The sequence below is a fragment of the Pseudomonas japonica genome (assembly GCF_013522925.1).
GTDB classification, from domain to species: domain Bacteria; phylum Pseudomonadota; class Gammaproteobacteria; order Pseudomonadales; family Pseudomonadaceae; genus Aquipseudomonas; species Aquipseudomonas japonica_A.
The window spans coordinates 1-25,695 of record NZ_JAAMQU010000001.1 but is presented as its reverse complement, the minus strand read 5'-3'; the positions used below and the strand labels follow the sequence as shown (position 1 = coordinate 25,695).

The window sequence follows — 25,695 nt, the reverse complement described above, 5'->3', positions numbered from 1 at the left end:
GCTTCGCCCCACAGGTACACGCCTGAACTTGTGGGAAGCGGCGGGCCGGCCATCCGGCGCTAGCTCGCGAATAAGGCGGCCATAAAAAAACCAGGCATATGCCTGGTTTTGGTCTCTTCAGCCGTATCAGCCAAGGTCGGCCAGGATGTCCGCCATGTCGTCGGCGTGTTCTTCTTCCTGGGCCAGGATGTCTTCGAAGATGCGGCGGGTGGTTGGGTCTTTTTCACCGATGTACTGCACGATCTCGCGGTAGGCATCAATGGCGATGCGCTCGGCGACCAGGTCCTCGTAGACCATTTCCTTCAGGTTGCTGCCAGCCTTGTATTCGGCGTGGGACATGGCGGAAATCTTGTCCGGATTGAATTCCGGCTCGCCCCCCAGCTGCACAATGCGCTCGGCCAGGCGGTCGGCGTGCTCGGCCTCCTGCTTGGCGTGCTCGAGGAATTCATCGGCGGCCACGCTGGCCTTCAGCCCGGTGGCCATGAAGTAGTGGCGCTTGTAGCGCAGGGTGCACACCAGCTCGGTGGCCAGGGATTCATTCAGCAGGCGGATCACTTCTTCGCGGTCAGCGGTATAACCTTCCGTTACCGCGCCGTTGTCCACGTTCTGGCGGGCGCGTTCTCGCAGGGCGACCTTGTCTGTCAGTTGCAGGTTAAGCATGGTTTCTCTCCAGGCGGTTCACGGGTAGTACCGGCTCGCTCTGTTACGCCCATGGCGCCCGGCGAGCTCGGTTCAGATGTGAGTAGCCGCTGCGGCGAAGGTTTCACCCAGGCGTCGCAGCGGTAGGGCTCACTTGGCCTGTTCGTTCTGTTTGCGCTGCTCACAGGTCATGAAACCTTTGGTGTCCACCAGGCCGGCGCTGCTGAAGCTTACGTAATAGGCCTGCTGATGGCCTTCACGGTTGAGGATGTAGTTGTTGCAGGTGCCGTTGCTGGAGCCGGCGGTGCCTTCTACCACCGTGGAGGGCGGGCCGGCAATGGTGCGCACTTGCTCCATGGTCATGCCGTTTTCCACTTGCTTGACCAGAGGCTCGTTGCGGTAGGTCACGAAGTCCACCGGGTTCTCGGGGGTGGTCTGGCAACCGGCAAGCATGGCGAGCGTGCACGCAGCGGTCAGGGTTTGCCTAAACATGGGTATCGCTCCTTCTAGGGCCGAAGTGGCTACATTTTTGGAGCTTTGTTTGTGCACAAGAGTTCGAACTTTCAACACATCGAGTAGCGCTTGGAGTGCCGCCCCGCTTAAGGCTGGTGGTACGACGTGTTCACTGGCAGACTGCCCATCCTTCCCGCGTGGTTTGTTCGAGGCCGTATGCCCACGTTTTCTTCACGTCATGTACTGATCGCCAGTTGGGTGCTGGTTATCGGCGGGCTGCTGCTAGTGCTGCCGCTGCGCTTGCTCCCAAGCCTTCTGGCCGGCCTGCTGGTGTTCGAGCTGGTCAATATGCTCACCCCGCAGCTGCAAAGGCTTATTGCCGGCCCCCGGGCGCGGTGGGTAGCCGTCGCGTTGCTGGGAACGCTGGTGGTGAGTGCGCTGGCGCTGATTTTCTTCGGTGCCTTCAGCCTCGTGCTGCATGAGGTAGAAAACCCTGGTGCCTCGCTGGACAAGTTCATGGGCGTGGTGGACCGGGCTCGAGGCCAGTTGCCACCCGCCGTGGATGCCTATCTGCCGGCCAGCGCAGCGGAGTTCCGGGTGGCGATTGGCGCATGGCTGGGCAAGCATGTAAGCGACCTGCAGCTGATGGGCAAGGACGCGGTGCACACCTTCGTGACGTTGCTGATCGGGATGGTGCTGGGGGCGATCATCGCCCTCCAGCGCGCCCCTGATCATGCCGATCGCCAGCCGTTGGCCGCCGCCCTTTATCAACGCGTTACGCTGCTGGTGCAGGCGTTTCGCAACATCGTGTTCGCGCAGCTGAAGATTTCGCTGCTCAACACCACCTTCACGGCGATTTTCCTGGCGGTGGTTTTGCCGTTGCTGGGCATCAAGCTACCGTTGACCAAGACCCTGATCGTGTTGACGTTCCTGCTGGGCCTGCTGCCGGTGATTGGCAACCTGATGTCCAACACGCTCATCACCATCGTAGGGCTTTCGCTGTCGATCTGGGTCGCGGTTGGCGCGCTGGCCTACCTGATCCTTATCCACAAGGTGGAATACTTCCTCAATGCCCGCATTGTAGGCGGGCAGATCCGTGCGAAGTCCTGGGAGCTGTTGCTGGCGATGCTGGTATTCGAGGCGGCGTTCGGGTTGCCCGGCGTGGTGGCCGGGCCGATCTATTACGCCTACCTCAAAAGCGAGCTACGTGAGGCTGGCCTGGTTTAGCCGTAGCGCCGCCAGGCTTCGATGGCCAGCCCGCTGCCAATGCTGCCAAAGCGGTTGCCTTCCACATGCCGGGCATTGGGCAGCATTGCCGCCACGCTGTCCCGTAGCGCCGGAATGCCGCTGGAGCCGCCAGTGAAGAACACGGTGTCAACCTGGCTTTCGGTGATGCCGGCGCGCTGGAGGGTTTCGCTCACGCTGTTGCGCACGCGCTCCAGAAGGCCCTCGATAGCGCTTTCGAACAACACTCGGGTAAGGTCCGCGCTCAACCCCGGCTCGATGCGGCTCAGGTCCAGCTCCCGGTTCGGGGCTTCGGTGAGCTGGATCTTGCTCTCTTCCACCTCCATGGCCAGCCAGTGCCCGGCGCGTTGCTCGATCAGCCGGAACAGGCGGTCGATGCCCAGGGTGTCCTCTATGTCGTAGCGCATGTTGCCCAGGGCAATCTGCGATTTCTGCAAATACACCGAGTTGATCGTGTGCCAGGTGGCCAGGTTCAGGTGGAAGCTGGTAGGCATCAGCGCCTGGCTTTTCATCCGGCTGCCATAGCCGAACAACGGCATCACGCCCTGCAGGCTGAGCTGCTTGTCGAAATCCGTCCCGCCCACGTGCACACCGCCGGTGGCCAGGATGTCACTCTGGCGTTCGGTGAGCGCGCGGCGCTCGGGTGCCAGGCGCACCAGGGAGAAGTCCGACGTACCGCCGCCGATGTCCACGATCAGTACCAGCTCTTCGCGATCGATCCCCGACTCATAGTCGAATGCCGCGGCAATGGGTTCGTACTGGAACGACACCTCTTTGAACCCGATCTTGCGCGCGACCGCAGCCAGCGTGTCTTCGGCCTCCTGGTCGGCCACCGGGTCCTCATCCACAAAGAATACCGGCCGGCCAAGTACCACCTGGTCGAAATCGCGGCCACCGGCCTGTTCGGCGCGTTGCTTGAGCTGGGTGATGAACAGGCCCAGCAGGTCCTTGAACGGCAGGGCGCTGCCCAGCACGCTGGTGTCATGCTTGATCAACCGCGAGCCCAGCAGGCTTTTGAGGGAACGCATCAGGCGCCCTTCGTAACCTTCCAGGTACTCCTTCAAGGCCAGCCGGCCGTACACCGGGCGGCGCTCCTCGGCGTTGAAGAACACCACAGAGGGCAAGGTGATCTTGCCGTCCTCGAGTGGCAGCAAGGTGTCCTCGCCAGGGCGGTACCAGCCTACCGTGGAGTTGGACGTACCGAAGTCGATGCCGCAGGCGCGAGCGAAGGGAGCGGAGGTCATGGAGCGGCCCTGGGGAAAAAACGGCCGCGCAGTGTATGCCACGGTTACCCGAAATCGAAGGGCAGGCGTCGGTTATTTTACTGGGCAGGCACCTTGAAAGAAGCACTCCGGCCCCCCATCTGGAAGCCATTCCCGCGCGAACCTTTGCCATAGGCAACGTCTGATTGAGGACGCCCTCGCGCTTTTCAATTTTCAGGTGGTACCCACAGATGGATTTCAAAGACTACTACAAGATACTTGGAGTGGAGCCCAGCGCGGATGAGAAGACCATCAAGGCCGCCTACCGCAAGCTCGCCCGCAAGTATCACCCGGACGTAAGCAAGGAGCCCAATGCCGAGGCGCACTTCAAGGAAGCGAACGAGGCGTACGATGCGCTGAGCAGCCCGGAAAAGCGCGCCGAGTATGACGAGCTGCGCAAGTATGGCGTGCACGGCAGGCCATTCCAGGCACCGCCGGGCTACGGTGGCGGCGGTAACTTCGGTGGCGACACGGCCGATTTTTCGGAGTTCTTCAGCTCCATCTTCGGCAACCAGAGCCGCGCCGGTAATCCCTTCGGCAGCGCCCGGGGCCAATCACGCAGCAGCAGCCGGCGGGGCAAGGACGTGGAACTGGAACTGGCGTTGTTCCTCGAGGAAACCCTGGCTGGCGAGTCCAAGCAGGTCAGCTTCCGCGTGCCTCAGTACAACGCGGCCGGCCACCCCGCGGGGAGCGTTACCAAAACGCTGAACGTAAAGATCCCCGGCGGCGTGACCGACGGTGAGCGCGTGCGCCTGAAGGGGCAGGGCGGGCCCGGGCATGCGGGTGGCGAAGCCGGGGATTTGTACATCACCATTCGCTATGCCCCACACCCGCGCTTTACCCCTGAGGGTACCGACCTGGTGGTTGAGGTGCCTGTTGCGCCCTGGGAACTGGCACTGGGCGCGAAAGTGCCGGTGCCTACGCTCACGGGCCGGATCAACCTGACCATCCGCCCCGACAGCCAGAACGGCCAGCGCCTGCGCGTGAAAGACAACGGGTTGCCCATCAAGGGCGGCGGCCGAGGCGACCTGTTCGTGCAGCTCAAGGCAGTGATGCCACCGCGCAACGAAGCCACCCGCGAGCTGTGGGAAAAACTCGCCAGCAAGGCAGGCTTCGATCCCAGGGCGTAAGGCGAGCCACAAGCGGCAAGCGACAAGCCCATAGCTTTTAGCTTTTAGCTTGCTGCTAGAACAGAAAATACCGCTGGGCCATGGGCAGTTCGTCCGCCGGTTCGCACCACAGCAGCACGCCATCGGCCTTGACCTGGTAGGTCTGCGGGTCCACTTCGATGTGGGGCTGGTAGCTGTTGTGGATAAGGTCGGCCTTGGTCACGTTGCGGCAGCCTTTCACCACGCCGATGGCTTTTTTCAGCCCCAACTGCTCCGGTACGCCTGCGGCTTTCGCGGCCTGGCTGATAAAGGTCAGGCTGGTAGCATGGCGCGCGCCGGCGTAGCTGCCGAACATGGGCCGGTAGTGCACGGGCTGGGGCGTGGGAATGGAGGCGTTGGCATCGCCCATCAGGCTGGCGGCGATGGTGCCGCCCTTGAGGATCAGGGTGGGCTTGACCCCAAAGAACGCCGGGCGCCACAGCACCAGATCGGCAAACTTGCCCACTTCGATCGAGCCCACTTCGTGGCTGATGCCATGGGTGATCGCCGGGTTGATGGTGTATTTAGCGATGTAGCGCCGTGCGCGGAAGTTGTCGTTACGCTCACTGTCTTCGGGCAACGGCCCGCGCTGCTTGCGCATCTTGTCGGCGGTTTGCCAGGTACGGGTGATCACTTCTCCTACGCGACCCATGGCCTGGCTGTCCGAGCTGATCATGGAGAACGCGCCAAGGTCATGCAGGATGTCCTCGGCGGCGATGGTTTCCCGGCGGATACGGCTTTCCGCGAAGGCCACGTCCTCGGCAATGCTCGGGTCCAGGTGATGGCAAACCATGAGCATGTCCAGGTGCTCGTCGATGGTGTTGCGGGTGAATGGCCGAGTAGGGTTGGTGGAGCTAGGCAGCACGTTCGGCAGACCACAGGCCTTGATGATGTCCGGTGCGTGCCCGCCCCCGGCGCCTTCGGTGTGGTAGGTGTGAATAGTGCGGCCCTTGAACGCGCCCAGGGTGGTTTCCACAAAGCCGGACTCGTTCAGGGTGTCGGTATGGATCGCCACCTGCACGTCGTATTGGTCGGCCACAGACAGGCAATTGTCGATGGCGGCCGGCGTGGTGCCCCAATCCTCATGCAGCTTGAGGCCAATGGCCCCAGCCTCCACCTGCTCGATCAGCGGGCCTGGCAGGCTGGCGTTGCCCTTGCCGGTAAAACCGATGTTCATGGGGAAAGCGTCTGCGGCCTGGAGCATGCGCGCCATGTGCCACGGGCCGGGGGTGCAGGTGGTGGCGTTGGTGCCAGTCGCAGGCCCCGTGCCGCCCCCAATCATGGTGGTGACGCCGCTCATCAATGCCTCTTCGATCTGCTGCGGGCAAATGAAGTGGATATGGGTGTCGATGCCACCGGCGGTTAGGATCATGCCCTCGCCAGCGATCACCTCCGTGCTGGCGCCCAGCGCGATGGTCACCTCCGGCTGGATATCCGGGTTGCCGGCCTTGCCGATCGCGGCGATGCGGCCATTCTTCAAGCCTACATCCGCCTTGACGATGCCCCAGTGATCAAGGATCAAGGCATTGGTAATCACCGTGTCCACGACGTCGGCCGCCAGCAACTGGCCCTGGCCCATGCCATCGCGGATCACCTTGCCGCCGCCGAACTTCACCTCTTCCCCGTAACTGGTGAAGTCTTTCTCCACTTCGATCCACAGCTCGGTGTCGGCCAGCCGTACCCGATCGCCAACGGTAGGGCCGAACATGTCGGCGTAGGCCTGTTTACTGATTTTCATCCCCAATCCTCTGAAGCGGCAGCTTCAAGCTTCAAGCTTCAAGCTGCAAGAAAATGCGCGGCGCGTGTCAGGCCACATGGCACCTCAAGCTCTACGCGGCTCTTGCTTGCCGCTTGTAGCTTGTGGCTTGTCGCTGTCATGGGCGATCAAGATCGCCCATGACTCGCCCTGCGAAGCCATACACTCGGCGCAGACCAGCCAGTTCTACCAGCTCTACCTCACGTGACTGCCCAGGCTCGAAGCGCACCGCCGTGCCGGCCGGGATGTTCAGGCGCATGCCGCGCGCTGCGGCACGGTCGAAGGCAAGGGCGTCGTTGGTTTCGAAAAAGTGAAAATGCGAGCCCACCTGGATAGGCCGGTCGCCGCTGTTGGCCACGGTAAGGCTATGGGTGCGACGGCCGACATTGAGTTCGATCTCGCCAGCGTCGATGCGGTATTCGCCTGGGATCATGCGCGAGGTCCTTGCAGGATTTTGTAATAAAGGGAAGTAGGGCGGTACGTGCCGTCGGGCGAACAGGCGTAGTCGGGGATTTCCCCGCCGCGCTGGTAGCCCAGGCCTTGATAGAAATGTTCCGCCGTCGAGCCGGTTTCAGTGTCCAGAAACAGCAGCCCACGCTGAAGCTGACGGGCACTGGTTTCCAGTTCGAGCATCAGTTGCGCGCCCAGGCCGTGGCGGCGGCTGTCGCTGCGTACCAGCAGCTTTTGCACTTCGGCACGGTTCAGCCCGTTGGGCTTCTGGCACAGCCCCAACTGCGCGGTTGCCAGCACTTGCTCGTGCTTGACCACCACCCAGAGCAGGCGGCTGCCCTGGTGGATTTCGCTGTGTACCTGGGCGAAATAGTCCGCTGCCCCAGCCGCGTCCAGGTCTTCCAGGAAACCCACGGAGGCTCCGTTGGCGACTGCATCGAGTAGCAGTTCTACCAGCCCGGGGCGGTAATGGGCGAAGCTTTCCACGGTGACGCGACGCAACTGTGCAACGTTCATGGCTTACTCCGGTCGTGAGGGCGGCGCAGCGCCAGGGGCAAGAATCAACTGCATGAAAGTCAGGTCCAGCCAGCGGCCGAATTTCACGCCCACCTGGGGCATCTGCCCGGTAACTGTGAAACCGTGCCGCTCATGCAAACGGATCGAGGCGGCGTTGCCGCTTTCGATGGCTGCCACCACCACATGCTTGCCGCAATCCTTCGCGCGCTGGATCAGTGGCTCGAGCAGCTTTGCGCCGAGGCCCAGCCCCCGCTGCCCGTCGCGCACGTACACCGAATTTTCCACGCTGTGGCGGAAGCCGTCGAAGGGCCGCCAATCACCGAACGAGGCGTAGCCGAGTACCTGTTCGGCGGCGTCCACCGCCACCAGGATCGGATACCCCTGTTGCTGGCGCAGGTCATACCAGGCCTGGCGGTTCGCCAGGTCGACGAGGCTGTCGTTCCAGATGGCCGTGGTGTTGGCCACGGCATCGTTGTAGATGTCCAGAATGCCCGGCAGATCCGCCGGGGTGGCATCGCGTATTTCGATTGTCATCGGGGCGCTCAAGCAATTGGCTGATGTACGGTCACCAGCTTGGTGCCGTCGGGGAAGGTGGCTTCTACCTGGATCTCCGGGATCATCTCGGCGATGCCTTCCATCACTTGGTCGCGGCTGAGCAGCGTGGTGCCGAAGTGCATCAGTTCGGCTACGGTTTGCCCGTCTCGGGCGCCTTCGAGCAATGCTGCGGAAATGTAGGCCATCGCTTCGGGGTAATTGAGCTTCAGGCCACGGGCCAAGCGCCGTTCGGCGACCAGGCCGGCGGTGAAGATCAGCAGCTTGTCTTTCTCGCGGGGGGTCAGGTCCATGCGGGTTCGTTACCTATGTCTATGTGGCCCAGATGCGCGGAGGTACGGCATCCCGACCGAGTAATTGGGGGCGTAACAGTCGCCAGAGGCTGATCAACCAGTCCCGGGCATGCAGCGCTTCACTGGCCAGGCAGCGGGCGATGACCAACTCGGGTAGCTGGCTGAGGTCACCTTGCCCAAGGCACGGCAGTGCCCGGCATTGCTCCAGCAGCTCGGCGCTGGCCTGGCCGGTGATGATCAGGGTGGCGAACACGGGCTGGCCGCGCAAGCCGATTGGAGAAGCCAACAGGCGATCGTTGCCCACCAGGCGCTGGCGCTCATGCCAGATAAGCTCGCCGTTTCGGCGGATATCCAGCGCCGTCTGGACGTACCCAGAGGCGAAGGCCTCGCCACTGGCGGGCCGGCCGAGCGCGACCACGTCCCAGTAGCACAGGCGAGCGTCGCCTTCGAGGTTGATGTGGGTCTCCAGCTGGGCCTGTGCCCCACTGAACACGATGGTTTCCTGAGGCAGCCATTCCAGTGTGGCCCCAGCGCTGGCATGCAGCTCCAGGGTTTGCCGGGCCGCGCTGTCGGCGCGGTACCACTTGGCGGCGCCAGGGCTGGTGAGTTGTGCCCAGGCGCTTTCGCCTACACTGGCGGACACGGCCAGGCGATCTCCGCCCGCGATGCCTGCTGGCGGGTGAACGATAATGTGTTGGCACACCTGAGGCCCCTCGGGGTACAGGTGTTTCTGCACCCGCAGCGGGCCCAGGTGGCGACGGCGGACAGGCCGGGTGGCGTCGCCGTCACGCGCATAGGCAAGGTCCAGCTCGGCATGCCAGCTAGGAACGAACAAGGCAGGGTTAACAGGTAGGTTCATGGTCGGTTCAGTCAGATGGTTACCAGGCCGCGCACGCCGTCAGCTTCCATGTCGGCGCCACGCCCTTCGCGAATGATCTCGCCCCGCGCCATGACCATGTAGTGGTCGGCGAGCTCGGCGGCAAAGTCATAGAATTGCTCCACCAGCAGAATGGCCATATCCCCACGCGCGGCCAGTTTACGAATGACCGCACCGATTTCCTTGATCACCGAGGGCTGAATCCCTTCGGTGGGCTCATCCAGAATCAGCAGCCGTGGCCGGCTGGCCAAGGCACGGCCGATCGCCAGCTGTTGCTGCTGCCCGCCGGACAGGTCACCGCCGCGGCGGTGCTTCATTTCGAGCAACACGGGAAACAGCTCATAGATGAAACCGGGTACTTCCTTGGCTTCACGCGCCGGGAACCGGGACAGGCCCATCAGCAGGTTTTCTTCCACCGTAAGCCGCGGGAAGATTTCCCGGCCCTGCGGCACGTAGGCGATACCGGCGTGCACGCGCTGGTGTGGCTTGAACCCGGTGATCGGCTTGCCTTCCCAGCGTACCTGCCCTTCCTTGGCCGGCAACAGGCCCATCAGGCAACGAAGCAAGGTGGTTTTGCCCACGCCGTTGCGTCCGAGCAGGCAGGTGACTTCACCCACCCGCGCCTCGAACGAAAGGCCCCGCAGGATGTGGCTGCCGCCGTAGTACTGATGAAGCGTTTCGACCTGGAGCATGTTGTTATTCCTTTGGTTCGGCACATCCTTGGTAGGAGTGAGCGAAGCTCGCGAAAATGAGCAAATCGTTCGCGAGCTTCGCCCGCTTCCTACAGGGCTCCTGGGCGTCAGCGGCCCAGGTAAACCTCGATCACCCGCTCGTGGGCCTGCACTTCTTCCAGCGAGCCTTCAGCGAGTACGCTGCCTTGGTGCAGCACGGTCACGTGGTCGGCGATGGTACCCACAAAGCCCATGTCGTGCTCCACCACCATCAGCGAGCGCTGGCCGGCCAGGGTCTTGAACAGCTCGGCGGTGAACTCGGTTTCGGCGTCGGTCATGCCCGCCACGGGTTCGTCCAGCAACAGTAGCTGCGGATCCTGCATCAGCAACATGCCGATCTCCAGGAATTGCTTCTGCCCGTGAGACAGCAACCCGGCCGGGCGCGAAGCCGAAGCCGTAAGGCGGATGGTCTCGAGAATCTCCTCGATATGGTCCCGTTGCTCACCCTTGAGCCGCGCCTTGAGGCTGGCCCACACCGACTTGTCCGCCTTCTGCGCCAGCTCCAGGTTCTCGAACACGGTCAGTGCTTCAAATACGGTGGGTTTCTGGAATTTGCGGCCAATCCCCGCCTGGGCGATCTGCACTTCGCTCATGCGGGTGAGGTCCAGGGTTTCACCGAACCAGGCCCCGCCGGCGGTGGGCCGGGTTTTACCGGTGATCACATCCATCATGGTGGTTTTGCCGGCGCCGTTGGGGCCAATGATGCAGCGCAGCTCACCTACGCCGATGTACAGGTTCAAGTTGTTCAGCGCCTTGAAGCCATCGAAGCTCACACTGATGTCTTCCAGGGTGAGGATGGTCCCGTGGCGGGTGTCCAGGCCGCCCGCACTGACCCCGCCCAGGCCAATGGCATCGCGGCTGGTGCCGGCGTCCTGGTTCGGGTCCAGCGCGGGTTCGAGCATGAAGTCGGGCGTAGGGGTGATTCTCATGATTCACCTCGCTTGTTCAGCAGGCCGATCACGCCTTTGGGCAGGTACAGGGTGACCACGATGAACAGCGCCCCAAGGAAGAACAGCCAGTATTCGGGAAAGGCCACTGTGAACCAGCTTTTCATGCCATTGACCAGGCCGGCCCCGAGCAGTGGCCCGATCAAGGTGCCACGCCCACCCAGCGCCACCCATACAGCGGCTTCGATAGAGTTGGTGGGTGACATTTCGCTAGGGTTGATGATGCCCACCTGCGGCACGTACAGCGCGCCGGCCAGCCCGCACAGCACGGCGCTGAGCACCCACACGAACAGCTTGAAGCCGCGCGGATCGTAGCCGCAGAACATCAGGCGGTTCTCGGCGTCGCGCAGGGCGGTAAGGATCCGCCCGAACTTGCTTTTCGCCAGGCGCCAGCCCAGGAACAGGCTGGCCAGCAATAGCGCGACCGTCAGCAGAAACAGCACCGCCCGGGTGCCTTGGGAGGTGACCGAAAACCCAAGCAGCGTGCGGAAGTTGGTAAAGCCGTTGTTGCCGCCAAAACCGGTTTCGTTGCGGAAGAACAGCAACATGCCAGCAAAGGTAAGGGCCTGGGTCATGATCGAAAAGTACACGCCCTTGATCCGCGAACGGAACGCGAAGAAGCCGAACACCAGCGCCAGCAGCCCCGGCGCCAGCACCACAAGGCACATGGCCCAGAGGAAGTGCTGCGTGCCGGCCCAGTACCACGGCAGCTCGGTCCACGACAGGAACGTCATGAACGCGGGCAGGCCGTCACCCGCGGCTTCGCGCATCAGGTACATGCCCATCGCATACCCGCCCAGGGCGAAGAACAAGCCGTGGCCCAGGGACAACAGGCCGGCGTAGCCCCACACCAGGTCCAGCGCGAGGGCCACGATGGCGTAGCAGAGGATCTTGCCCACCAGGGTAAGTGTGTAGGCCGACACTTGCAGGCTGTTGGTTTCAGGCAGCAACGACAACAGTGGCAATGCCAGCAGAACCAGCACCACCACCGCGCCCACGGCAATCGATACACGAGGCCCGGCCTTGCGCGCGACGGTAACCATCAAAGGTTGATTCATCAGTCGATCACCCGCCCTTTCAGTGCGAACAGCCCTTGTGGGCGTTTCTGGATGAACAGGATGATCAGCGCCAGGATAAGGATCTTGCCCAGCACCGCGCCGATCTGTGGTTCGAGAAACTTGTTGGCAATGCCCAGCCCGAAGGCAGCGCAGATGCTGCCGGCCAATTGGCCTACGCCGCCGAGCACCACCACCAGGAAGGAGTCGATGATGTAGCTCTGGCCCAGGTCAGGGCCTACGTTACCGATCTGGCTCAACGCAACGCCGCCCAGGCCTGCAATGCCGGAGCCCAGGCCGAAGGCGAGCATGTCTACCCGGCCGGTAGGCACACCGCAGCAGGCGGCCATGTTGCGGTTCTGGGTGACGGCGCGCACGTTCAGGCCAAGGCGGGTTTTGTTCAGCAATAGCCAGGTGAGGCCCACCACGAACAGCGAGAAGCCGATGATCACGATGCGGTTGTACGGCAACACAAGGTTAGGCAGCACCTGAATGCCGCCGGACAACCAGGCCGGGTTAGCCACTTCGACGTTCTGTGCGCCGAACACCACGCGGATGAGCTGGATCAGGATCAGGCTGATACCCCAGGTGGCCAGCAGGGTTTCCAGCGGGCGGCCATAGAGGTGACGAATCACCGTACGCTCCAAGGCCATGCCGATGCAGGCGGTAACGAAGAACGCTACCGGCAAGGCCAGTAGCGGGTACCAGGCCAGCGCAGCCGGGGCATAGTGCTGGATCGCCGACTGCACCACATAGGTGGTATAGGCCCCCAGCATCAGCATCTCGCCGTGGGCCATGTTGATCACGCCCAGCAGGCCGAAGGTGATTGCCAAGCCGAGGGCGGCCAGCAGCAGGATCGAGCCCAGGGACAAGCCGCTGAACGCCTGGCCAAGCAGTTCGCCGACCATGAGCTGGCGGTTCACCTGTACCAGGCTGGTCTGAGCGGCGGTGCGCACGGCGGCGTCGGGCTCCACGTCGGGCGCGAGCAATGCTTCCAGGCGCGTACGGGCGACCGGGTCGCCCGTCTCTCCAAGTAACCGAACAGCCCGCAGCCGAACGTCCGGCGAAGGGTCGGTGAGTTGAAGGTTGGCCAGCGCCAGGCCCAGCGCGGCCTTGATGCCTACGTTCTTTTCGCCTTCAAACTGATGCTGCAGTGTGCCGACCTGAGCGGGCAGGGCGCTGCGTTGCAGCTGCTGGGCAGCGGCCAGCCGCACGGCATCGTCATTGGACAGTAACTGGTGGCTGGCGAGGGTGTTGTTTACCAAGCCTCGCAAGCGGTTATTCAGCCGCAGTTTTCGCGGTTCGTCGACGGGGGTGGGCACATCCACGCCTACCATCTTGCCGTCGGTTTCGATGAATGGGTGTTTTTCGTTGTCAGCGGCCAGCCGCCCTTCCTGCACCGCCTGTAACAGGGGCAGGCGCTCAGGGACAGGCTGTGCCGCCCAGGTTTCCAGCAGTCGCGCCTGGCCCGAGGCATCGGCGGCAACGAAGTCACCGGCATCACTGGCGTGGGCGGCCAGCGGTAGCAGCAGGGTGAGCAGTACTATCAGTCGGTTGATGTGCATCAGGCTATTCCTCGCGCCTTGGCGGCACCTGCCGGGCAGGCAGGGCCGCGAACCCTTCGGGAACCCTTCGGGGCCATGAAGGCGGTGGATCAGTTGCTCTTCACCGGGTGGTCAGGCTTCTTGTCGTTGCCAGGGATGTACGGGCTCCACGGCTGGGCGCGGATCGGCTCCTTGGTCTGCCACACCACGTTGAACTGACCGTTGTCTTCGATCTCGCCGATCATCACCGGCTTGTGCAGGTGGTGGTTGGTCTTGTCCATGGTGAGGGTAAAGCCCGATGGCGCCTTGAAGGTCTGCCCGGCCATGGCTTCGCGCACCTTGTCCACATCAGTGGATTTGGCTTTCTCGACCGCCTGCGCCCACATATGGATGCCTACGTAGGTGGCTTCCATTGGGTCGTTGGTCACAACGGTGTCGGCGTTCGGCAGGTTGTGCGCCTTGGCGTAGGCTTTCCAGTCGGCCACGAACTTCTTGTTCACGTCGTTCTCGACGGATTCGAAGTAGTTCCAGGCGGCCAGGTTGCCCACCAGCGGCTTGGTGTCGATGCCGCGCAGTTCTTCCTCACCCACGGAGAAAGCCACCACCGGTACGTCGGTCGCTTCCAGGCCCTGGTTGGCCAGTTCCTTGTAGAACGGCACGTTGGAGTCGCCGTTGACGGTAGAGATCACAGCGGTTTTGCCACCGGCGGAGAACTTCTTGATGTTCGCCACGATGGTTTGGTAATCGCTGTGGCCAAAGGGCGTGTACACCTCTTCGATGTCTTTGTCGGCCACCCCTTTGGAATGCAGGAAGGCGCGCAGAATCTTGTTGGTGGTGCGTGGGTACACGTAGTCGGTGCCCAGCAGGAAGAAGCGCTTGGCCGCGCCGCCGTCTTCGCTCATCAGGTACTCGACCGCCGGGATGGCCTGCTGGTTAGGTGCGGCGCCGGTGTAGAACACGTTAGGGCTCATTTCTTCACCCTCGTACTGGACGGGGTAGAACAGCAGGCCGTTGAGCTCTTCGAACACCGGGAGTACCGATTTGCGCGATACAGACGTCCAGCAGCCAAACACTACCGCTACCTTGTCCTGGGTAAGCAACTGGCGGCCTTTTTCAGCGAACAGCGGCCAGTTGGACGCTGGGTCTACCACTACAGGCTCCAATTGCTTGCCGTTCACCCCGCCTGCCTTGTTGATCTCGTCGATGGTCATCAAGGCCATGTCTTTGAGCGAGGTTTCGGAGATGGCCATGGTTCCGGACAGCGAATGCAGAATGCCAACCTTGATGGTTTCCGCGGCCTGGACAGTCCAGGTCAAGCCCATCGCGGCAACGGAAGCCGAGAGGGTAAAAGCCTTTAGCAAACTGCGGCGCTTCATGTGCTATCTCCAGTGCTTTGGTTTTTTGGTATGGGCAGACGGCGTGCTCCTGAACGGACCATTGCAAGGGGTGTGCCGGAAGAACGGAACGGCCCGCCAGCGCGGAAGTTGACGGGGTGGTCAACCCTGGCGTTGCGCCAGGGAAGGGCCTGGACAGGGCGCTGGTGCATTCGCGCGCCCTGTTCTGGTGCCTGTGCAGGCGGTTTGGAGGGTTATGCCGTTTCCGGCACCTTACGCATCCACCGCAGAACGCCGTACTCAAGTACCGCGACCGCCAACAGCGAAGCGCCCACGAGCGGGAAGGCCAACCCCAGCGCGATCATCACCGCCACAGCGGTTTTCCACAGGGGCAGGCCGTGACGCAGCGGTGGTACGCCCAGGCCTTTGGCTGGCCGGCGCTTCCACCAGATCACCAGGCCACTCACCGACCCCAGCAGTACCATCAGGCACACCACCAGCACGATCAGCTGGTTGGCCAGCCCGAACATCTTGCCTTCGTGCAGCATCACTGCCAGCTCGGTGGCGCGGGCCAGCAGGCCGTATTGTGCGTAGCGCACATCAACCAGCACCTGGCCTGTGTACTGGTCGATGTGCAGCGTGGCATCGTTGCGCGGGTCGTCGGCAAACACTGCAACGGTGTACACCCCTGTGCCGGTTTTGGGCAGGGTAATGCTGTAACCCGGGTGCACGCCTGCGCGTTCGGCGGTTTCGACCACGCCCTGCAAGCCCACCTGCGGTGCGGCGGGCCCGCTGTTCGCGCCAGCATGGCCCATATGCTCGGCATGAGCGCCGCCGCTCATGGGCATCGGCGTGGTTTCCAAAGCCCACGGTACCGTTTGCCGGGCGGCGTCGTTGAGGGTACGGGCTTTCACGTCCGACAGCGGTACCTCACTGAACATCCCAGTCGGGAAGCGATTCCACAGCTCGGCGTACTGTTTGCCCCAGATACCTGTCCAGGTCATGCCCGTGAGCAGCATGAACAACAGCCCCAGCGAGCCCCAGAAGCCGACCACCGCGTGCAGGTCCCGCCAGAACGTGCGGCCGCGGCTGCGCAGGCGCGGCCAGAGTACGCCGGCAGCACCATTGCCTCGAGGCCACCACAGGTAAAGCCCGGACACCACCAGGACGATTCCCCAGCCGGCGGCAAGCTCGACCACGGCGTCGCCTACCTTGCCCACCATCAGCTCGCCGTGCAGCGCCCGCGCGATGGCCTGCAGGTTGTACAGGCCATGCTGTGTGCCCAGCACCTGGCCCGTGTACGGGTTGATGAACAGGTCGAGCGTGGCGCCATTCACCTGCAGCACGAACTGGGCGCTGCTGTCCGGGGTGGCGGGCGGCAGGTACTGGTCGACGATGGCGCCAGGGTAGGTTTCCTGCACCCGGGCCAGTTGAGCGTCAGCCGAAAGCGCCTTCTCCTGCACCTCTACCTGAAGCAGGTGCGGGTACATGAGCGGGTCGAGCTGGGGTTTGAACAGGTAGATGATGCCGGTGACGGCCAGCAGGATCATCACCGGGGCAACGAGCAAGCCTGCGTAGAAATGCCAGCGCCAGGCCAGGTTATAAAAGGAAGTGCGCATGATCGTGCCTCGAGGCTCAGAAGGTCAGGTCAACTTGGGTCCAGAGCGTGCGCCCCGGTTCGCGTATGGCTTCGGTGGCATCCCCGGGGTAGCCGAAGCCCGCATTGCCCGCCAGGTTCAGGTGCTCGGCGTAGTCCTTGCCGAAGAGGTTGTCCACGCCGGCGCTGACTTTCAGATGCGAGCTCAGCCGCACGGCGCCATTGAGTGAAAACACCCCGAAGCCGGGGGTGTCCCGGTAGTCCTTGCCCACCACATTGCCGTGGCCCGGGTCGGTGCGGTGCTGAGCGCTCACCACTCGCCACAGTGCGCCGGCGCTCCAGCGCTCCCGCTGGTAGCTGAGGCCCAGGCGAGTATCCAGCGGCGGCATTTGCGCCAGGGGCCGGCCATCGCTGCGGTTTTCGCCCCAGGCATACGCGACCGTCACGTCGGCCTTCCAATGTTCATCGAGGTGCCAGGCGGTGCCTGCCTCCCCACCGGCGATACGTGCGCTCACGTTTCGGGCGGCAGACTGCCCTGCGGTGTAGTCGAACAGGATGTAGTCCGTTACATGCCCTGCGTAGGCCGATAGCCACGCCTCCACGTGCTCGCCCTTGTATTGCAGCCCGGTGTCCAGCTGGGTGGTTTTTTCCGGGCGGATACCGTCGAAAGCGTTGGCGCTTCCCGCTGGCCCACTGGTGGGGGAATACAATTCCCAGTAATCGGGGAAACGTTGGGTATGGCCAACACCGGCGTAGGCGGTGACAGGCAGGCCCTGCAGGTCATGTTCGAAGCGCACGAAGCCGCTGGGTAACGTGTCGCTACGGGTTTCGTTGGCCGTGGGGTTGGGGCGCAAAGCCATGCCGGAGCCCAGGGTTGCGCGGTAGTCCCTGGCCGTGGCGTGATCCAGCCGAGCGCCGCCAATCCAGCGGTCGCGCTCGGTTGCATGCCAGGTCAGCTCGGTGAAGGCGCCCAGGTTATTCATCACTGCATCCCGCGCACGGGGTACGTTGGCATAGGCGCCTTCGCCCATGGCCGAGCGCTTGCGGTGCTCGCTGGTTTGTCCGTCTACTCCGGTCACCAGGTCCACGGTTTGCCATTCCCAGGTGGCTTTAAGGCGACCGCCGAGGGTGCGCCTGTCCACGTTGCTGGCATAGGGGCCTGCCATCATCCCGCCTGCCGGTGGGGTGCGCAGGCTGTAGTTGTCCATCACATGGTCGGCATAGTTGTAATAGAACTGCGCTTCCAGGCTTTGAAGCACTTCCCCCAGCCCGTGTTGCTCCAGGCGCAGGCCCAGGCTTTCGCGCTTGAAGCTGGCGCCGTCCATGCCGCGGCCGGCGTAACGGGCTTCTCCATCGCCCTTGCCGGCGGATAACTCGACGAGGGTATCTTCGCTTGGGGTGAAGCCGAGGGCGAGGTCGCCGTTCCATTTGCGCCAGCGCGAAGGAACGGTGTCCCCGTTGCCGGCCTGATAGTCGTCGGCCTGGGCATCGTTGGCGATGAAACGGGCATACGCCTCACGGTTGCCCGCAGCCGTGTCCAGGCGGCGCTCGAAGCGGCCGTTGGAGCCCGCCAGCAGGCTTGCCTCGCCCCGGGCGCCTGGCTCGGTGAAGGTTTCCGGGTCCCGTTCGAATCGCACAGTGCCCGCCGAAGCGCCTGGCCCCCACTGCACGCTCTGGGGCCCCTTGACCACCACGAGGCGGTCGTAGCTCTGGGGTGAGATATAGGCCGTGGGCGCGTCCATCCGCCCGGGGCAGGCGCCTACGATCTGCCCGCCATTGGCGAGGATGTTCAGGCGCGAGCCGAACATGCCGCGCAGCACAGGGTCGCCGTTGCTGCCGCCGTTGCGAATGGCGCTGAAGCCTGGAATGGTCTTCAGGTAGTCGGCGCCGTCGGTGGCGGGGAGGGGTTGGCGAGGCGCCTTCGGGTCGGTAGTGATGGTGAGGGGGGATACCGGCGCCACGGCGGTGACCACGGTGGGCGCAAGCTCCACGTCGTCCTGGCGACCGGGGCGAACGTCTTCAGCGGCCAGGGCCGTTGGGCTTGCAAGGGCGCCGATCAGCAGCGCCGCGGAGCGCGGAGCGGGGCGCAATACGAAAGAAAAGGCAGGCATGGTTTTCCCAAAGCGATGAGCAGTCAGGCACGCGCCAGGGTTGCCGTAATACGGCAGCCGGCTTTGGCGCGTGATGCGAAGGTCAGGCGTAAGGGAAAGGCGGTGGCGCGCGGGTGCGTGCGCCTGGGAATACCGGTTGCAGGCCATGGCCCTGGCGGGCCTGAACAAGCAGCCGGGTGGTGTGGGCGGGGGCGGCGTCAGCCTGGAACTGCAACGTTTGAGGCAACGCCGGGCAATGGAAGAACAGGCTGCAATAGCCGCATCGCTCCCACAGCGGATGAAGTTGCTTGTCGCCCGTTTGCCCGGCCTGGGCCTGGCAGTGTTCCCCGGCGTCGCTCATGACCATGCCGGCATGGGCAGGCATGCTGGTTTGCATCGAAGCATTGCCGCCATGGTTCATTGGCATGGCTTGGGATATCAACGGCCCGATGAATATCATCAGCATCGCGAAGAGGCTGATCCATGCCCCCGGGCGGCTATGAGGCTGGATGCGCATCAGCCGCCGTGCTGGTGCATGCCAGCGCCCTCAGGAGGATCGGCAAGCACCTGCACCTGGACTTCCACATCGCCGGCTTTTTCAAAATGCAGGGTCAATGGAAAACGGCCGCCCTCTACCAGTTGGCTTCGATCGCCCAGGCCCAGCAGCATCACATGGTTGCCCATGGGCGCGAAGCGTACCTGGCCCGCGGCGGGAATGATCATGCCGTCGACCTGTTGCATCTTCATCATGCCATCGGCGCCGATGTGCTCATGGAGTTGAGCTTCGGCTGCCAGTGGGGACATCACGCCGGTGAGGCGGTCGTCACTCATGCCCGTATTGCGGATAACGAAGTAAACCGCGACCGTCGGTGCGTTCGGGGGGAGCTGCTGGGACCATGGCGCAACTACCTGCAGGTCGCCAATGCGGTAATCCTCGGCGCCTGCCAGGTTGCCGAACAAGGCAAGGGCCAGCGCGAAGAAGCAGGGCAGCGAGCGCCGAAGGAAGGGCATGTGCAGCGTCCGAGGCAGGGGGGAAGATGGCCGGTATTTAGCCAGAACCCCCGGCAGAAGTAAAAAGTGGAAGTGTTACCGTATTGCTTCGATCAACGCCTCGGTGCTATGGAACTCGCGGTCCACGGCAGGCAGCTCGGGCCGGGCCAGCATCAACACCGGCAGTTGCCGCTCTCGGGCCACCTGCAGTTTGGGCTCTGTGGCCCCGCTGCCGCTGTTTTTGCTGATCACTACATCGAAGCCCCCGTGGGCGAACAGCTGGCGCTCGTCGTCGAAATGGAAAGGCCCGCGGGCACCGATGACTTCGCAGCGAGCATTCCCGGGGTGTGGGTCCAGGCAGCGCAGGGTCCAGTGTTGGTGAGGGGGTATCTCGTTCAAGTGAGCCAAGGGTTCCCGGCCGAGGGTGAAGAATGGCCGGTGGAAGTCATGCAAGGCAGCTGTCAGGGCTGCCCAGTCCTTCACTTCGCGCCAGTTATCACCCTCTTGAGGATGCCAGCCCGGGCGGCGCAAGGCCCAGCAGGGGATACCGGCCAGCCGGGCGGCCGTTGCCGCGTTATGGCTCATCCGGGCCGCGTAGGGGTGGGTGGCATCGACCAGCAGGCTGATACCCTCGGCGCGAATATACGCTGCCAGCCCTTCCGCGCCTCCGTAGCCGCCCACCCGTACCGCGCAGCGCAGGTCGGTGGGTACCCGGCCGATGCCCGCCAGGCTGTACACATGCTGCGGGCCCAGTTCGCGTGCCACGCGCAGGCTTTCGGTCACACCGCCCAGCAACAGTACACGCATCACCAGGGCCCCCCGGCGCGGCCCACCACACCACCCTGGCGATCGATGGCAATCACTTCCACCTCCACCGTGGCCGGCACCACGCTGCGCGCGAACGCCAATGCCTGACGGCACACTTCGTCACCTAGCGGTATATTCACGGCCAGCGCCTGGGCCAGGGCCTGCTGGCTGGTATTGGCACTGTGGATCTGCGCTTGCAGGTGTTCGTCCGCGCCAAGGCTGACGGCCCACCCGGCAAGTTTCGGCAGGTCGATCGCCGAATGGCGGCTGTGCAGGTCCATATGGCCGGCGGCGAGTTTGCTGATCTTGCCAAAGCCTCCGCACAAGCTCAGCCGGGCCACCGGTACCTTGCGCAGATGCTTGAGCACGGCGCCCACGAAGTCGCCCATTTCTATCAGGGCGATATCGGGCAAGCCATAGAGGCGGCGGATGGTGTCCTCACTGGCGTTTCCAGTGCAGGCCGCGATGTGGTCGTAGCCATTGGTATGGGCCACGTCGATGCCTTGATGTATGGAGGCGATATAGGCCGCACACGAGAACGGCCGCACGATGCCGCTGGTGCCGAGAATCGACAGCCCGCCCACGATCCCAAGGCGGGGGTTCATGGTCTTGAGGGCCAGTGCCGCGCCGTGCTCCACGCCGAGCGTGACCTCAAACCCCCCGCCGTAACCGTAAGCCGCAGCGAGTTGGCCGAGGTGGGCTGTCATCATTTGTCGCGGTACAGGGTTGATGGCGGGCTCTCCAACGCCAAGCACCAGGCCCGGGCGCGTGACAGTGCCCACGCCTTCGCCGGCCTTGAACGCGACGCCCGGCGTTTCCGTGAGCCGCACCTGGGCGTGCACCAGTGCTCCGTGCGTCACATCAGGGTCATCACCGGCATCCTTGACGGTGCCAGCTTCTGCCGTGCCCTGGGCCACGACGCGGCAGAATTCCAGCCGAAGCGTCACGATGCGCCCTTTGGGAAGCGTGACTTCCACCGCATCATTGACCGCGCCGCCCAGCAATAGCGTGGCTGCCGCCAGGCTGGTTGCGGTAGCGCAGGTGCCCGTGGTCAGCCCGCTACGCAGGGGGGCAGGTTGCTCGGCGGTTTCGTCACGCATCGGCGGCCTTGACCACGTCCAGAAGGGTGATAGGAAGCGCTTGCCGCCAGGTGTGGAAGTTGCCCAGCGGCCGCGCCTGGGCGATTTGCGTGCGCACCAGTTCGCCACCGTGAGCGGTTTGCCAGTGGAACAGCGCCATCTCGCTTTCCAGCGTAACGGCATTGGCTACCAACCGGCCGCCGGGTTTGAGCGCGGCCCAGCAGCGGCTCAGCACACCCTCCACCGTAACGCCGCCGCCAATGAAGATCGCATCCGGCCGCGGCAGGCCTTCGAGTGCTTCAGGGGCGCGACCAGGCACCAATTGCAAACCGGGTACACCCAACGCATCCCGATTGCGCTCGATCAGGCCTTGGCGGCTGCTGTCCGCTTCCACGGCAATGGCGCGACACGTAGGGTGGGCACGCATCCATTCGATGCCGATGGACCCGCACCCTGCGCCCACGTCCCAAAGCAACTGCCCTGGCTGTGGCGCGAGGCGGCCGAGGGTGAGCGCACGCACGTCGCGCTTGGTCAATTGGCCGTCGTGCTCGAAGGCTGTATCCGGCAGGCCACAGAGGTAGCTCAAAGGCTGCGCGCCAGGGCCCGCGACCAATTCCAGTGCGATCACGTTGAGGTCCGCCGCCGGCCGACCTTGCCACTGGTCGGCCTTGAGGCACTGACGCTGTTCGTTCGGCCCGCCGAGATGCTCGAATACGTGCAGTGTGGAAGCGTCGAAACCTGCTGCGCACAGCAGCGCGCCGACTACGCTCGGGGTGTGCCCGTCATTGCTTAGCACCAGCAAGCGCGCGCCATCGTACAGGTGGCGGTTCAGCAAAGCGGGCGGCCGAGCGACCAGCGAAACAACCTGGGTTTCAGGCAGCGACCAGCCCAGACGCGCCGCAGCCAGCGATACCGAGGACGGGGCGGGGAAGACCGTGAGGGCTTCGTCTGGCAAGGCCCGAGCGAGGCTGGTACCCACACCGTGGAACATCGGATCGCCGCTGGCCAGTACGCACATGGGTTGGCCACGGCGCTCCAGTACCGGCGTCAGGGAAAACGGCTTTGGCCACGGTAGCCGTTCGGCGCTCAGGCAGGCGGGCAGCAAGGCGAGCTGGCGCGGCGCGCCGATGATCAGGCTGGCGCCGCGCAAGGCCTGCCGGGCTGGCTTGCCGAGGCCTGGATAGCCGTCTTCGCCAATCCCGACAATGGTCAGCCAGGGCAACATGAAGCATCCTCATGGGTAATCCGACAGGCTGGATTTTCATGCTGTCGGCCAAAGCAGGCATAATACCGCGCACTTCTGCTCAGAAGTGCCTTTTGACGATTGCCGGGTGATCTTTTGAACGAGCCATTGCCGGCCCCTACGCCTCCTGCACCGCCGCGAACTTCAGCCTGCCCCGGGCTGCTGCGTATCGTTGCCGCCCGGGACGGGGGCCTGTGTCGAATCAAGCTGCCAGGTGGTGTACTCACCGCCAGCGCAGCCCGGGCCGTGGCGCACGCCGCGCGAAGGTACGGCAACGGCGCGGTGGATATCACCAATCGGGCGAACGTTCAGTTGCGCGGTATCGAGCCCGCCCACCAGGCGGCGCTGATCGAGGACCTTTTGGCCGCCGGGCTGGGCCCCGCTTCACCGGCCGCCGACGACGTGCGCAATCTCATGCTCAGCCCCATGGCGGGGTTGGACCCTGCCGCCGCACTGGATATTCGCCCTTTGGCCAGCGCCCTGCTGCAAACGTTGGAGCAGACCCCGCGCTATCACCAGCTGTCGCCCAAGTTCGCCATTCAGCTCGATGGGGGCGAGGCCCTGGCAGAGCTGCATCATCACCATGATGTGTGGCTGTCACCCCTGTGGATCAAGGGCACGCTCCATCTGGCGCTTGGGCTGGCCGGTGAAATCGGGGGCGCCAACCCGGTTGCCGCGGTGCCGGCCGATCAAGGGTTAACCTTGCTGCTGAGCGTACTGGACCGTTTTCTCGAACTGGCGGGCCCGGCGCCCGGTCGGCTGCGGGAACTGCTGAGTACCTGCCCAGCCCAGGCCCTGTTGGAGGGGTTGCCTGTGTCTTTCGCGCCGGGCACCTTACCTTCCGTCCCCAAGCGACGTGTGCCGCCGGTGCTTGGCGTGCATGCGCAGCAGCAGGTCGGGCGGGTGGCAGTGGGTATCGCGCCGGCACTTGGGCGGTTGCCGGCCGATGCACTGGCTGCGCTGGCCGGCCTTACGGAAGAAATGGCCGAAGGTGAACTACGGCTCACGCCCTGGCAGGGGCTGCTGGTGCCGCACGTCATGTTGGCTTCAGCGCATCATTTGCAAGCGCAAGCACAGGCGTTGGGCTTGCTGATCAGTGGCGCAGAGCCCTTGGCTAGCCTGGTCGCCTGCACGGGGTCGGCGGGCTGCAATCGGGCCCTGGCTGATACCAAGGGCGACGCACGGCGGCTGGCGGACCTGCTGGGCCAGGCCGTTCCCGTTCACTTGAGCGGCTGTGCCCGGTCCTGCGCGCAAGCCTCGGTGGCGCCGGCCACCCTGTTGGCCACAGGGACAGGCCGTTACGACCTCTTTTTCCGCGACCCTTCGGCGCCAGGCTTTGGCCGGCTTCAGGGGAGCGATCTCACCTTGCAAGACGCAGCGACGCAGATCGCTGCCTGCTCACGGAGCACATTTAATGATTGATTACATTCGCGACGGCCAGGCGATTTATCGCAATTCGTTCGCCACCATTCGGGCCGAAGCGGACCTGACCCATATCCCTGCCGACCTGGAAAAACTAGCCGTGCGGGTCATCCATGCCTGCGGCATGGTGGACGTGGTGCAAGAGCTGCAGTTTTCCCCCGGGGCCGGGCTTGCAGGCCGCCGTGCCCTGGCTGCGGGGGCGCCCATCCTCTGCGATGCGCACATGGTAGCCGAGGGCGTCACGCGCGCGCGATTGCCGGCGAACAACCCGGTCATCTGCACCCTGAAGGATGAACGTGTTCCCGCGATGGCGCTTGAAGAAGGGAATACCCGTTCTGCCGTGGCGCTCGAGCTCTGGCGCCCGTGGCTGGAAGGCAGCGTGGTGGTAATCGGTAACGCCCCCACCGCGTTGTTTTATCTGCTTGAAATGCTCGACGCCGGTGCCCCCCGCCCTGCATTGATTCTTGGCTTCCCGGTGGGCTTCGTCGGGGCTGCCGAATCCAAGGCGATGCTGGCGGCGGACAGCCGTGGTGTGCCGTTCGTGGTAGTCAACGGGCGGCGCGGCGGTAGCGCCATGGCTGCCGCCGCGGTGAATGCACTCGCCACGGAGGTGGAGTGATGGCAGGTGGTCGTCTGTACGGGCTGGGTGTAGGGCCCGGAGACCCGGAGCTGATCACGGTGAAGGCGCTCCGCTTGCTGCGGGAGGCGCCGGTGGTGGCTTATTTCGTGGCGAAGGGCAAGAAGGGCAACGCATTCGGCATCATCGAAAGCCATCTGCAACCCGCCCAGACACTGTTGCCGCTGGTATACCCGGTAACCACCGAAGTGCTGCCAGCGCCGCTGTCCTATGAGCAGGTGATCGCTGACTTCTACGATCAGGCCAGTGTCGAAGTGGCGGCGCACCTGGACGCCGGGCGCGACGTGGCGGTGATCTGCGAGGGCGATCCGATGTTCTATGGCTCGTACATGTACCTTCACGATCGCCTGGCCGAACGCTACTCCACCGAAGTAATCCCCGGCGTGTGCTCGATGCTTGGCGGGGCGGCGGTACTGGGCGCGCCGTTGGTGTACCGCAATCAAAGCCTGTCGGTGTTGTCCGGCGTGCTCCCGGCCGAGGAGCTCAAGCGGCGCCTGGCCGATGCTGAAGCCGCGGTGATCATGAAGCTTGGCCGTAACTTGCCCAAAGTGCGGCAGGTGCTCACGGAGCTGGGGCTGGACCGCCGTGCGCTTTACGTGGAGCGCGCCACCATGGCCAACCAGAAAATCGTTCCTCTTGCCGAGGTAGATCCGATGTCATCGCCGTATTTCTCCCTGGTGGTCGTGCCCGGCGAACGGTGGCAGGGATGAGCGGCGCGCTTGCCACGGCAATCGTGGTGCTTGGCGCCTCGGCGCTCCCGGTGGCACGCCGTATCCAGGCCTTGCTGCCGAACTCGAAAGTGTTTGGCTTGCAGGGCCGCGCAGAGGCCGCTGATGTCACCTATTCGTCGTTCGGCGACACCCTGCGGGCGCTCTACCGGGACGGCACCGGGATCGTTGCGTTGTGCGCCGCGGGTATCGTGATTCGCACGCTGGCCAGTGTTCTCGACGAAAAAGGCAGCGAGCCGCCCGTGCTGGCGGTCGCCGAAGATGGCAGTGCGGTAGTGCCGTTGCTGGGGGGGCTGGGCG

At 64.0% G+C, this 25,695-nt stretch carries 26 protein-coding genes and 1 pseudogene; 6 read left to right on the top strand and 21 right to left on the bottom strand.

The features are described from left to right. Window positions 1-126: 126 nt before the first annotated feature. Both G7016_RS00135 and osmE read right to left on the bottom strand, forming a co-directional pair. On the bottom strand, window positions 127-660 hold the full coding sequence (locus G7016_RS00135) for a ferritin-like domain-containing protein (RefSeq protein WP_181110811.1): 534 nt from the start codon (window positions 658-660) through the stop codon (window positions 127-129). Window positions 661-789: 129 nt separating this feature from the next. Then, window positions 790-1,131: an osmotically-inducible lipoprotein OsmE gene (osmE, locus tag G7016_RS00130; protein WP_181110810.1), complete on the bottom strand. Its 342-nt coding sequence runs from the start codon at window positions 1,129-1,131 to the stop codon at window positions 790-792. A gap of 177 nt (window positions 1,132-1,308) precedes the next feature. On the opposite strand from osmE, the gene G7016_RS00125 reads away from it, so the two are divergent. Next, window positions 1,309-2,319 carry an AI-2E family transporter gene (locus G7016_RS00125; protein ID WP_181110809.1) on the top strand — a complete coding sequence of 337 codons (1,011 nt, stop codon included), beginning with the start codon at window positions 1,309-1,311 and terminating at the stop codon, window positions 2,317-2,319. Here G7016_RS00125 and G7016_RS00120 read toward each other — a convergent pair. Further along, on the bottom strand, window positions 2,316-3,581 hold the full coding sequence (locus tag G7016_RS00120) for an Hsp70 family protein (protein WP_181110808.1): 1,266 nt from the start codon (window positions 3,579-3,581) through the stop codon (window positions 2,316-2,318). The genes G7016_RS00125 and G7016_RS00120 overlap by 4 nt on opposite strands. Window positions 3,582-3,790: 209 nt before the next feature. Between G7016_RS00120 and G7016_RS00115 the strand changes: the two genes are divergently transcribed. After that, window positions 3,791-4,729, top strand: a complete 939-nt coding sequence (locus tag G7016_RS00115; RefSeq protein WP_181110807.1) for a DnaJ C-terminal domain-containing protein — start codon at window positions 3,791-3,793, stop codon at window positions 4,727-4,729. 55 nt (window positions 4,730-4,784) lie between these two features. On the opposite strand, the gene ureC is transcribed toward G7016_RS00115, so the two are convergent. The 18 genes from ureC to cbiE all read right to left on the bottom strand — a co-directional run bounded on the left by ureC (window position 4,785) and on the right by cbiE (window position 22,590). Further along, window positions 4,785-6,485 carry an urease subunit alpha gene (ureC, locus tag G7016_RS00110; protein ID WP_181110806.1) on the bottom strand — a complete coding sequence of 567 codons (1,701 nt, stop codon included), beginning with the start codon at window positions 6,483-6,485 and terminating at the stop codon, window positions 4,785-4,787. Between the two features lie 136 nt (window positions 6,486-6,621). Beyond that, window positions 6,622-6,936, bottom strand: a complete 315-nt coding sequence (locus G7016_RS00105) for an urease subunit beta (RefSeq protein WP_181110805.1) — start codon at window positions 6,934-6,936, stop codon at window positions 6,622-6,624. Further along, entirely contained in the window at window positions 6,933-7,469 is a 537-nt protein-coding gene (locus G7016_RS00100; RefSeq protein WP_181110804.1) for a GNAT family N-acetyltransferase, read from the bottom strand. Before G7016_RS00100 ends, G7016_RS00105 begins: the two co-directional genes overlap by 4 nt. A 3-nt stretch (window positions 7,470-7,472) precedes the next feature. Next, entirely contained in the window at window positions 7,473-8,003 is a 531-nt protein-coding gene (locus G7016_RS00095; protein WP_181110803.1) for a GNAT family N-acetyltransferase, read from the bottom strand. A gap of 8 nt (window positions 8,004-8,011) precedes the next feature. Then, on the bottom strand, window positions 8,012-8,314 hold the full coding sequence (ureA, locus tag G7016_RS00090) for an urease subunit gamma (RefSeq protein WP_181110802.1): 303 nt from the start codon (window positions 8,312-8,314) through the stop codon (window positions 8,012-8,014). A 19-nt stretch (window positions 8,315-8,333) separates the two neighbouring features. Further along, entirely contained in the window at window positions 8,334-9,173 is an 840-nt protein-coding gene (locus tag G7016_RS00085) for an urease accessory protein UreD (RefSeq protein ID WP_181110801.1), read from the bottom strand. Between the two features lie 11 nt (window positions 9,174-9,184). Then, window positions 9,185-9,883: an urea ABC transporter ATP-binding subunit UrtE gene (urtE, locus tag G7016_RS00080; protein ID WP_181110800.1), complete on the bottom strand. Its 699-nt coding sequence runs from the start codon at window positions 9,881-9,883 to the stop codon at window positions 9,185-9,187. 107 nt (window positions 9,884-9,990) lie between these two features. Beyond that, entirely contained in the window at window positions 9,991-10,851 is an 861-nt protein-coding gene (gene urtD, locus G7016_RS00075) for an urea ABC transporter ATP-binding protein UrtD (RefSeq protein ID WP_219854608.1), read from the bottom strand. Then, complete coding sequence (gene urtC, locus G7016_RS00070) at window positions 10,848-11,927, bottom strand: urea ABC transporter permease subunit UrtC (RefSeq protein WP_181110799.1); 1,080 nt, start codon at window positions 11,925-11,927, stop codon at window positions 10,848-10,850. Before urtC ends, urtD begins: the two co-directional genes overlap by 4 nt. After that, window positions 11,927-13,489 (bottom strand): urea ABC transporter permease subunit UrtB, encoded by a 1,563-nt coding sequence (gene urtB / locus G7016_RS00065; RefSeq protein WP_181110798.1) that lies wholly within the window; start codon window positions 13,487-13,489, stop codon window positions 11,927-11,929. The genes urtC and urtB overlap by 1 nt, the downstream gene beginning before the upstream one ends. Before the next feature lie 89 nt (window positions 13,490-13,578). Next, the gene (gene urtA / locus G7016_RS00060; RefSeq protein ID WP_181110797.1) at window positions 13,579-14,844 is read right to left on the bottom strand and encodes an urea ABC transporter substrate-binding protein; all 1,266 of its coding nucleotides are present in this window, start codon (window positions 14,842-14,844) and stop codon (window positions 13,579-13,581) included. Between the two features lie 212 nt (window positions 14,845-15,056). Next, window positions 15,057-16,421 carry a PepSY-associated TM helix domain-containing protein gene (locus G7016_RS00055; RefSeq protein WP_181110796.1) on the bottom strand — a complete coding sequence of 455 codons (1,365 nt, stop codon included), beginning with the start codon at window positions 16,419-16,421 and terminating at the stop codon, window positions 15,057-15,059. 16 nt (window positions 16,422-16,437) lie between these two features. Next, window positions 16,438-18,510 (bottom strand): TonB-dependent copper receptor, encoded by a 2,073-nt coding sequence (locus G7016_RS00050; RefSeq protein ID WP_181110795.1) that lies wholly within the window; start codon window positions 18,508-18,510, stop codon window positions 16,438-16,440. An 82-nt stretch (window positions 18,511-18,592) separates the two neighbouring features. Next, complete coding sequence (locus G7016_RS00045; protein ID WP_181110794.1) at window positions 18,593-19,006, bottom strand: DUF2946 domain-containing protein; 414 nt, start codon at window positions 19,004-19,006, stop codon at window positions 18,593-18,595. Next, the gene (locus G7016_RS00040; protein WP_181110793.1) at window positions 19,006-19,500 is read right to left on the bottom strand and encodes a copper chaperone PCu(A)C; all 495 of its coding nucleotides are present in this window, start codon (window positions 19,498-19,500) and stop codon (window positions 19,006-19,008) included. The genes G7016_RS00045 and G7016_RS00040 overlap by 1 nt, the downstream gene beginning before the upstream one ends. A gap of 75 nt (window positions 19,501-19,575) precedes the next feature. Continuing rightward, window positions 19,576-20,289, bottom strand: coding sequence for a cobalt-precorrin-6A reductase (locus tag G7016_RS00035; protein ID WP_181110792.1), 714 nt, complete (start codon window positions 20,287-20,289; stop codon window positions 19,576-19,578). Continuing rightward, complete coding sequence (locus G7016_RS00030) at window positions 20,286-21,386, bottom strand: cobalt-precorrin-5B (C(1))-methyltransferase (protein ID WP_181110791.1); 1,101 nt, start codon at window positions 21,384-21,386, stop codon at window positions 20,286-20,288. Before G7016_RS00030 ends, G7016_RS00035 begins: the two co-directional genes overlap by 4 nt. Beyond that, a complete protein-coding gene (cbiE, locus tag G7016_RS00025; RefSeq protein ID WP_181110790.1) occupies window positions 21,379-22,590 on the bottom strand; it encodes a precorrin-6y C5,15-methyltransferase (decarboxylating) subunit CbiE in 1,212 nt (403 codons plus the stop codon). The genes G7016_RS00030 and cbiE overlap by 8 nt, the downstream gene beginning before the upstream one ends. 114 nt (window positions 22,591-22,704) lie before the next feature. Between cbiE and cobG the strand changes: the two genes are divergently transcribed. The 4 genes and pseudogenes from cobG to G7016_RS00005 form a co-directional block, all read left to right on the top strand. Beyond that, window positions 22,705-24,030, top strand: coding sequence for a precorrin-3B synthase (gene cobG / locus G7016_RS00020; protein WP_181110789.1), 1,326 nt, complete (start codon window positions 22,705-22,707; stop codon window positions 24,028-24,030). Beyond that, window positions 24,023-24,649 carry a precorrin-8X methylmutase gene (locus G7016_RS00015; protein WP_181110788.1) on the top strand — a complete coding sequence of 209 codons (627 nt, stop codon included), beginning with the start codon at window positions 24,023-24,025 and terminating at the stop codon, window positions 24,647-24,649. Before cobG ends, G7016_RS00015 begins: the two co-directional genes overlap by 8 nt. After that, window positions 24,649-25,377 (top strand): precorrin-2 C(20)-methyltransferase, encoded by a 729-nt coding sequence (locus G7016_RS00010; RefSeq protein WP_219854606.1) that lies wholly within the window; start codon window positions 24,649-24,651, stop codon window positions 25,375-25,377. The genes G7016_RS00015 and G7016_RS00010 overlap by 1 nt, the downstream gene beginning before the upstream one ends. Then, a pseudogene (locus G7016_RS00005) lies at window positions 25,374-25,695 on the top strand (precorrin-3B C(17)-methyltransferase); the annotation flags it as partial. The gene G7016_RS00010 and the pseudogene G7016_RS00005, both read left to right, overlap by 4 nt.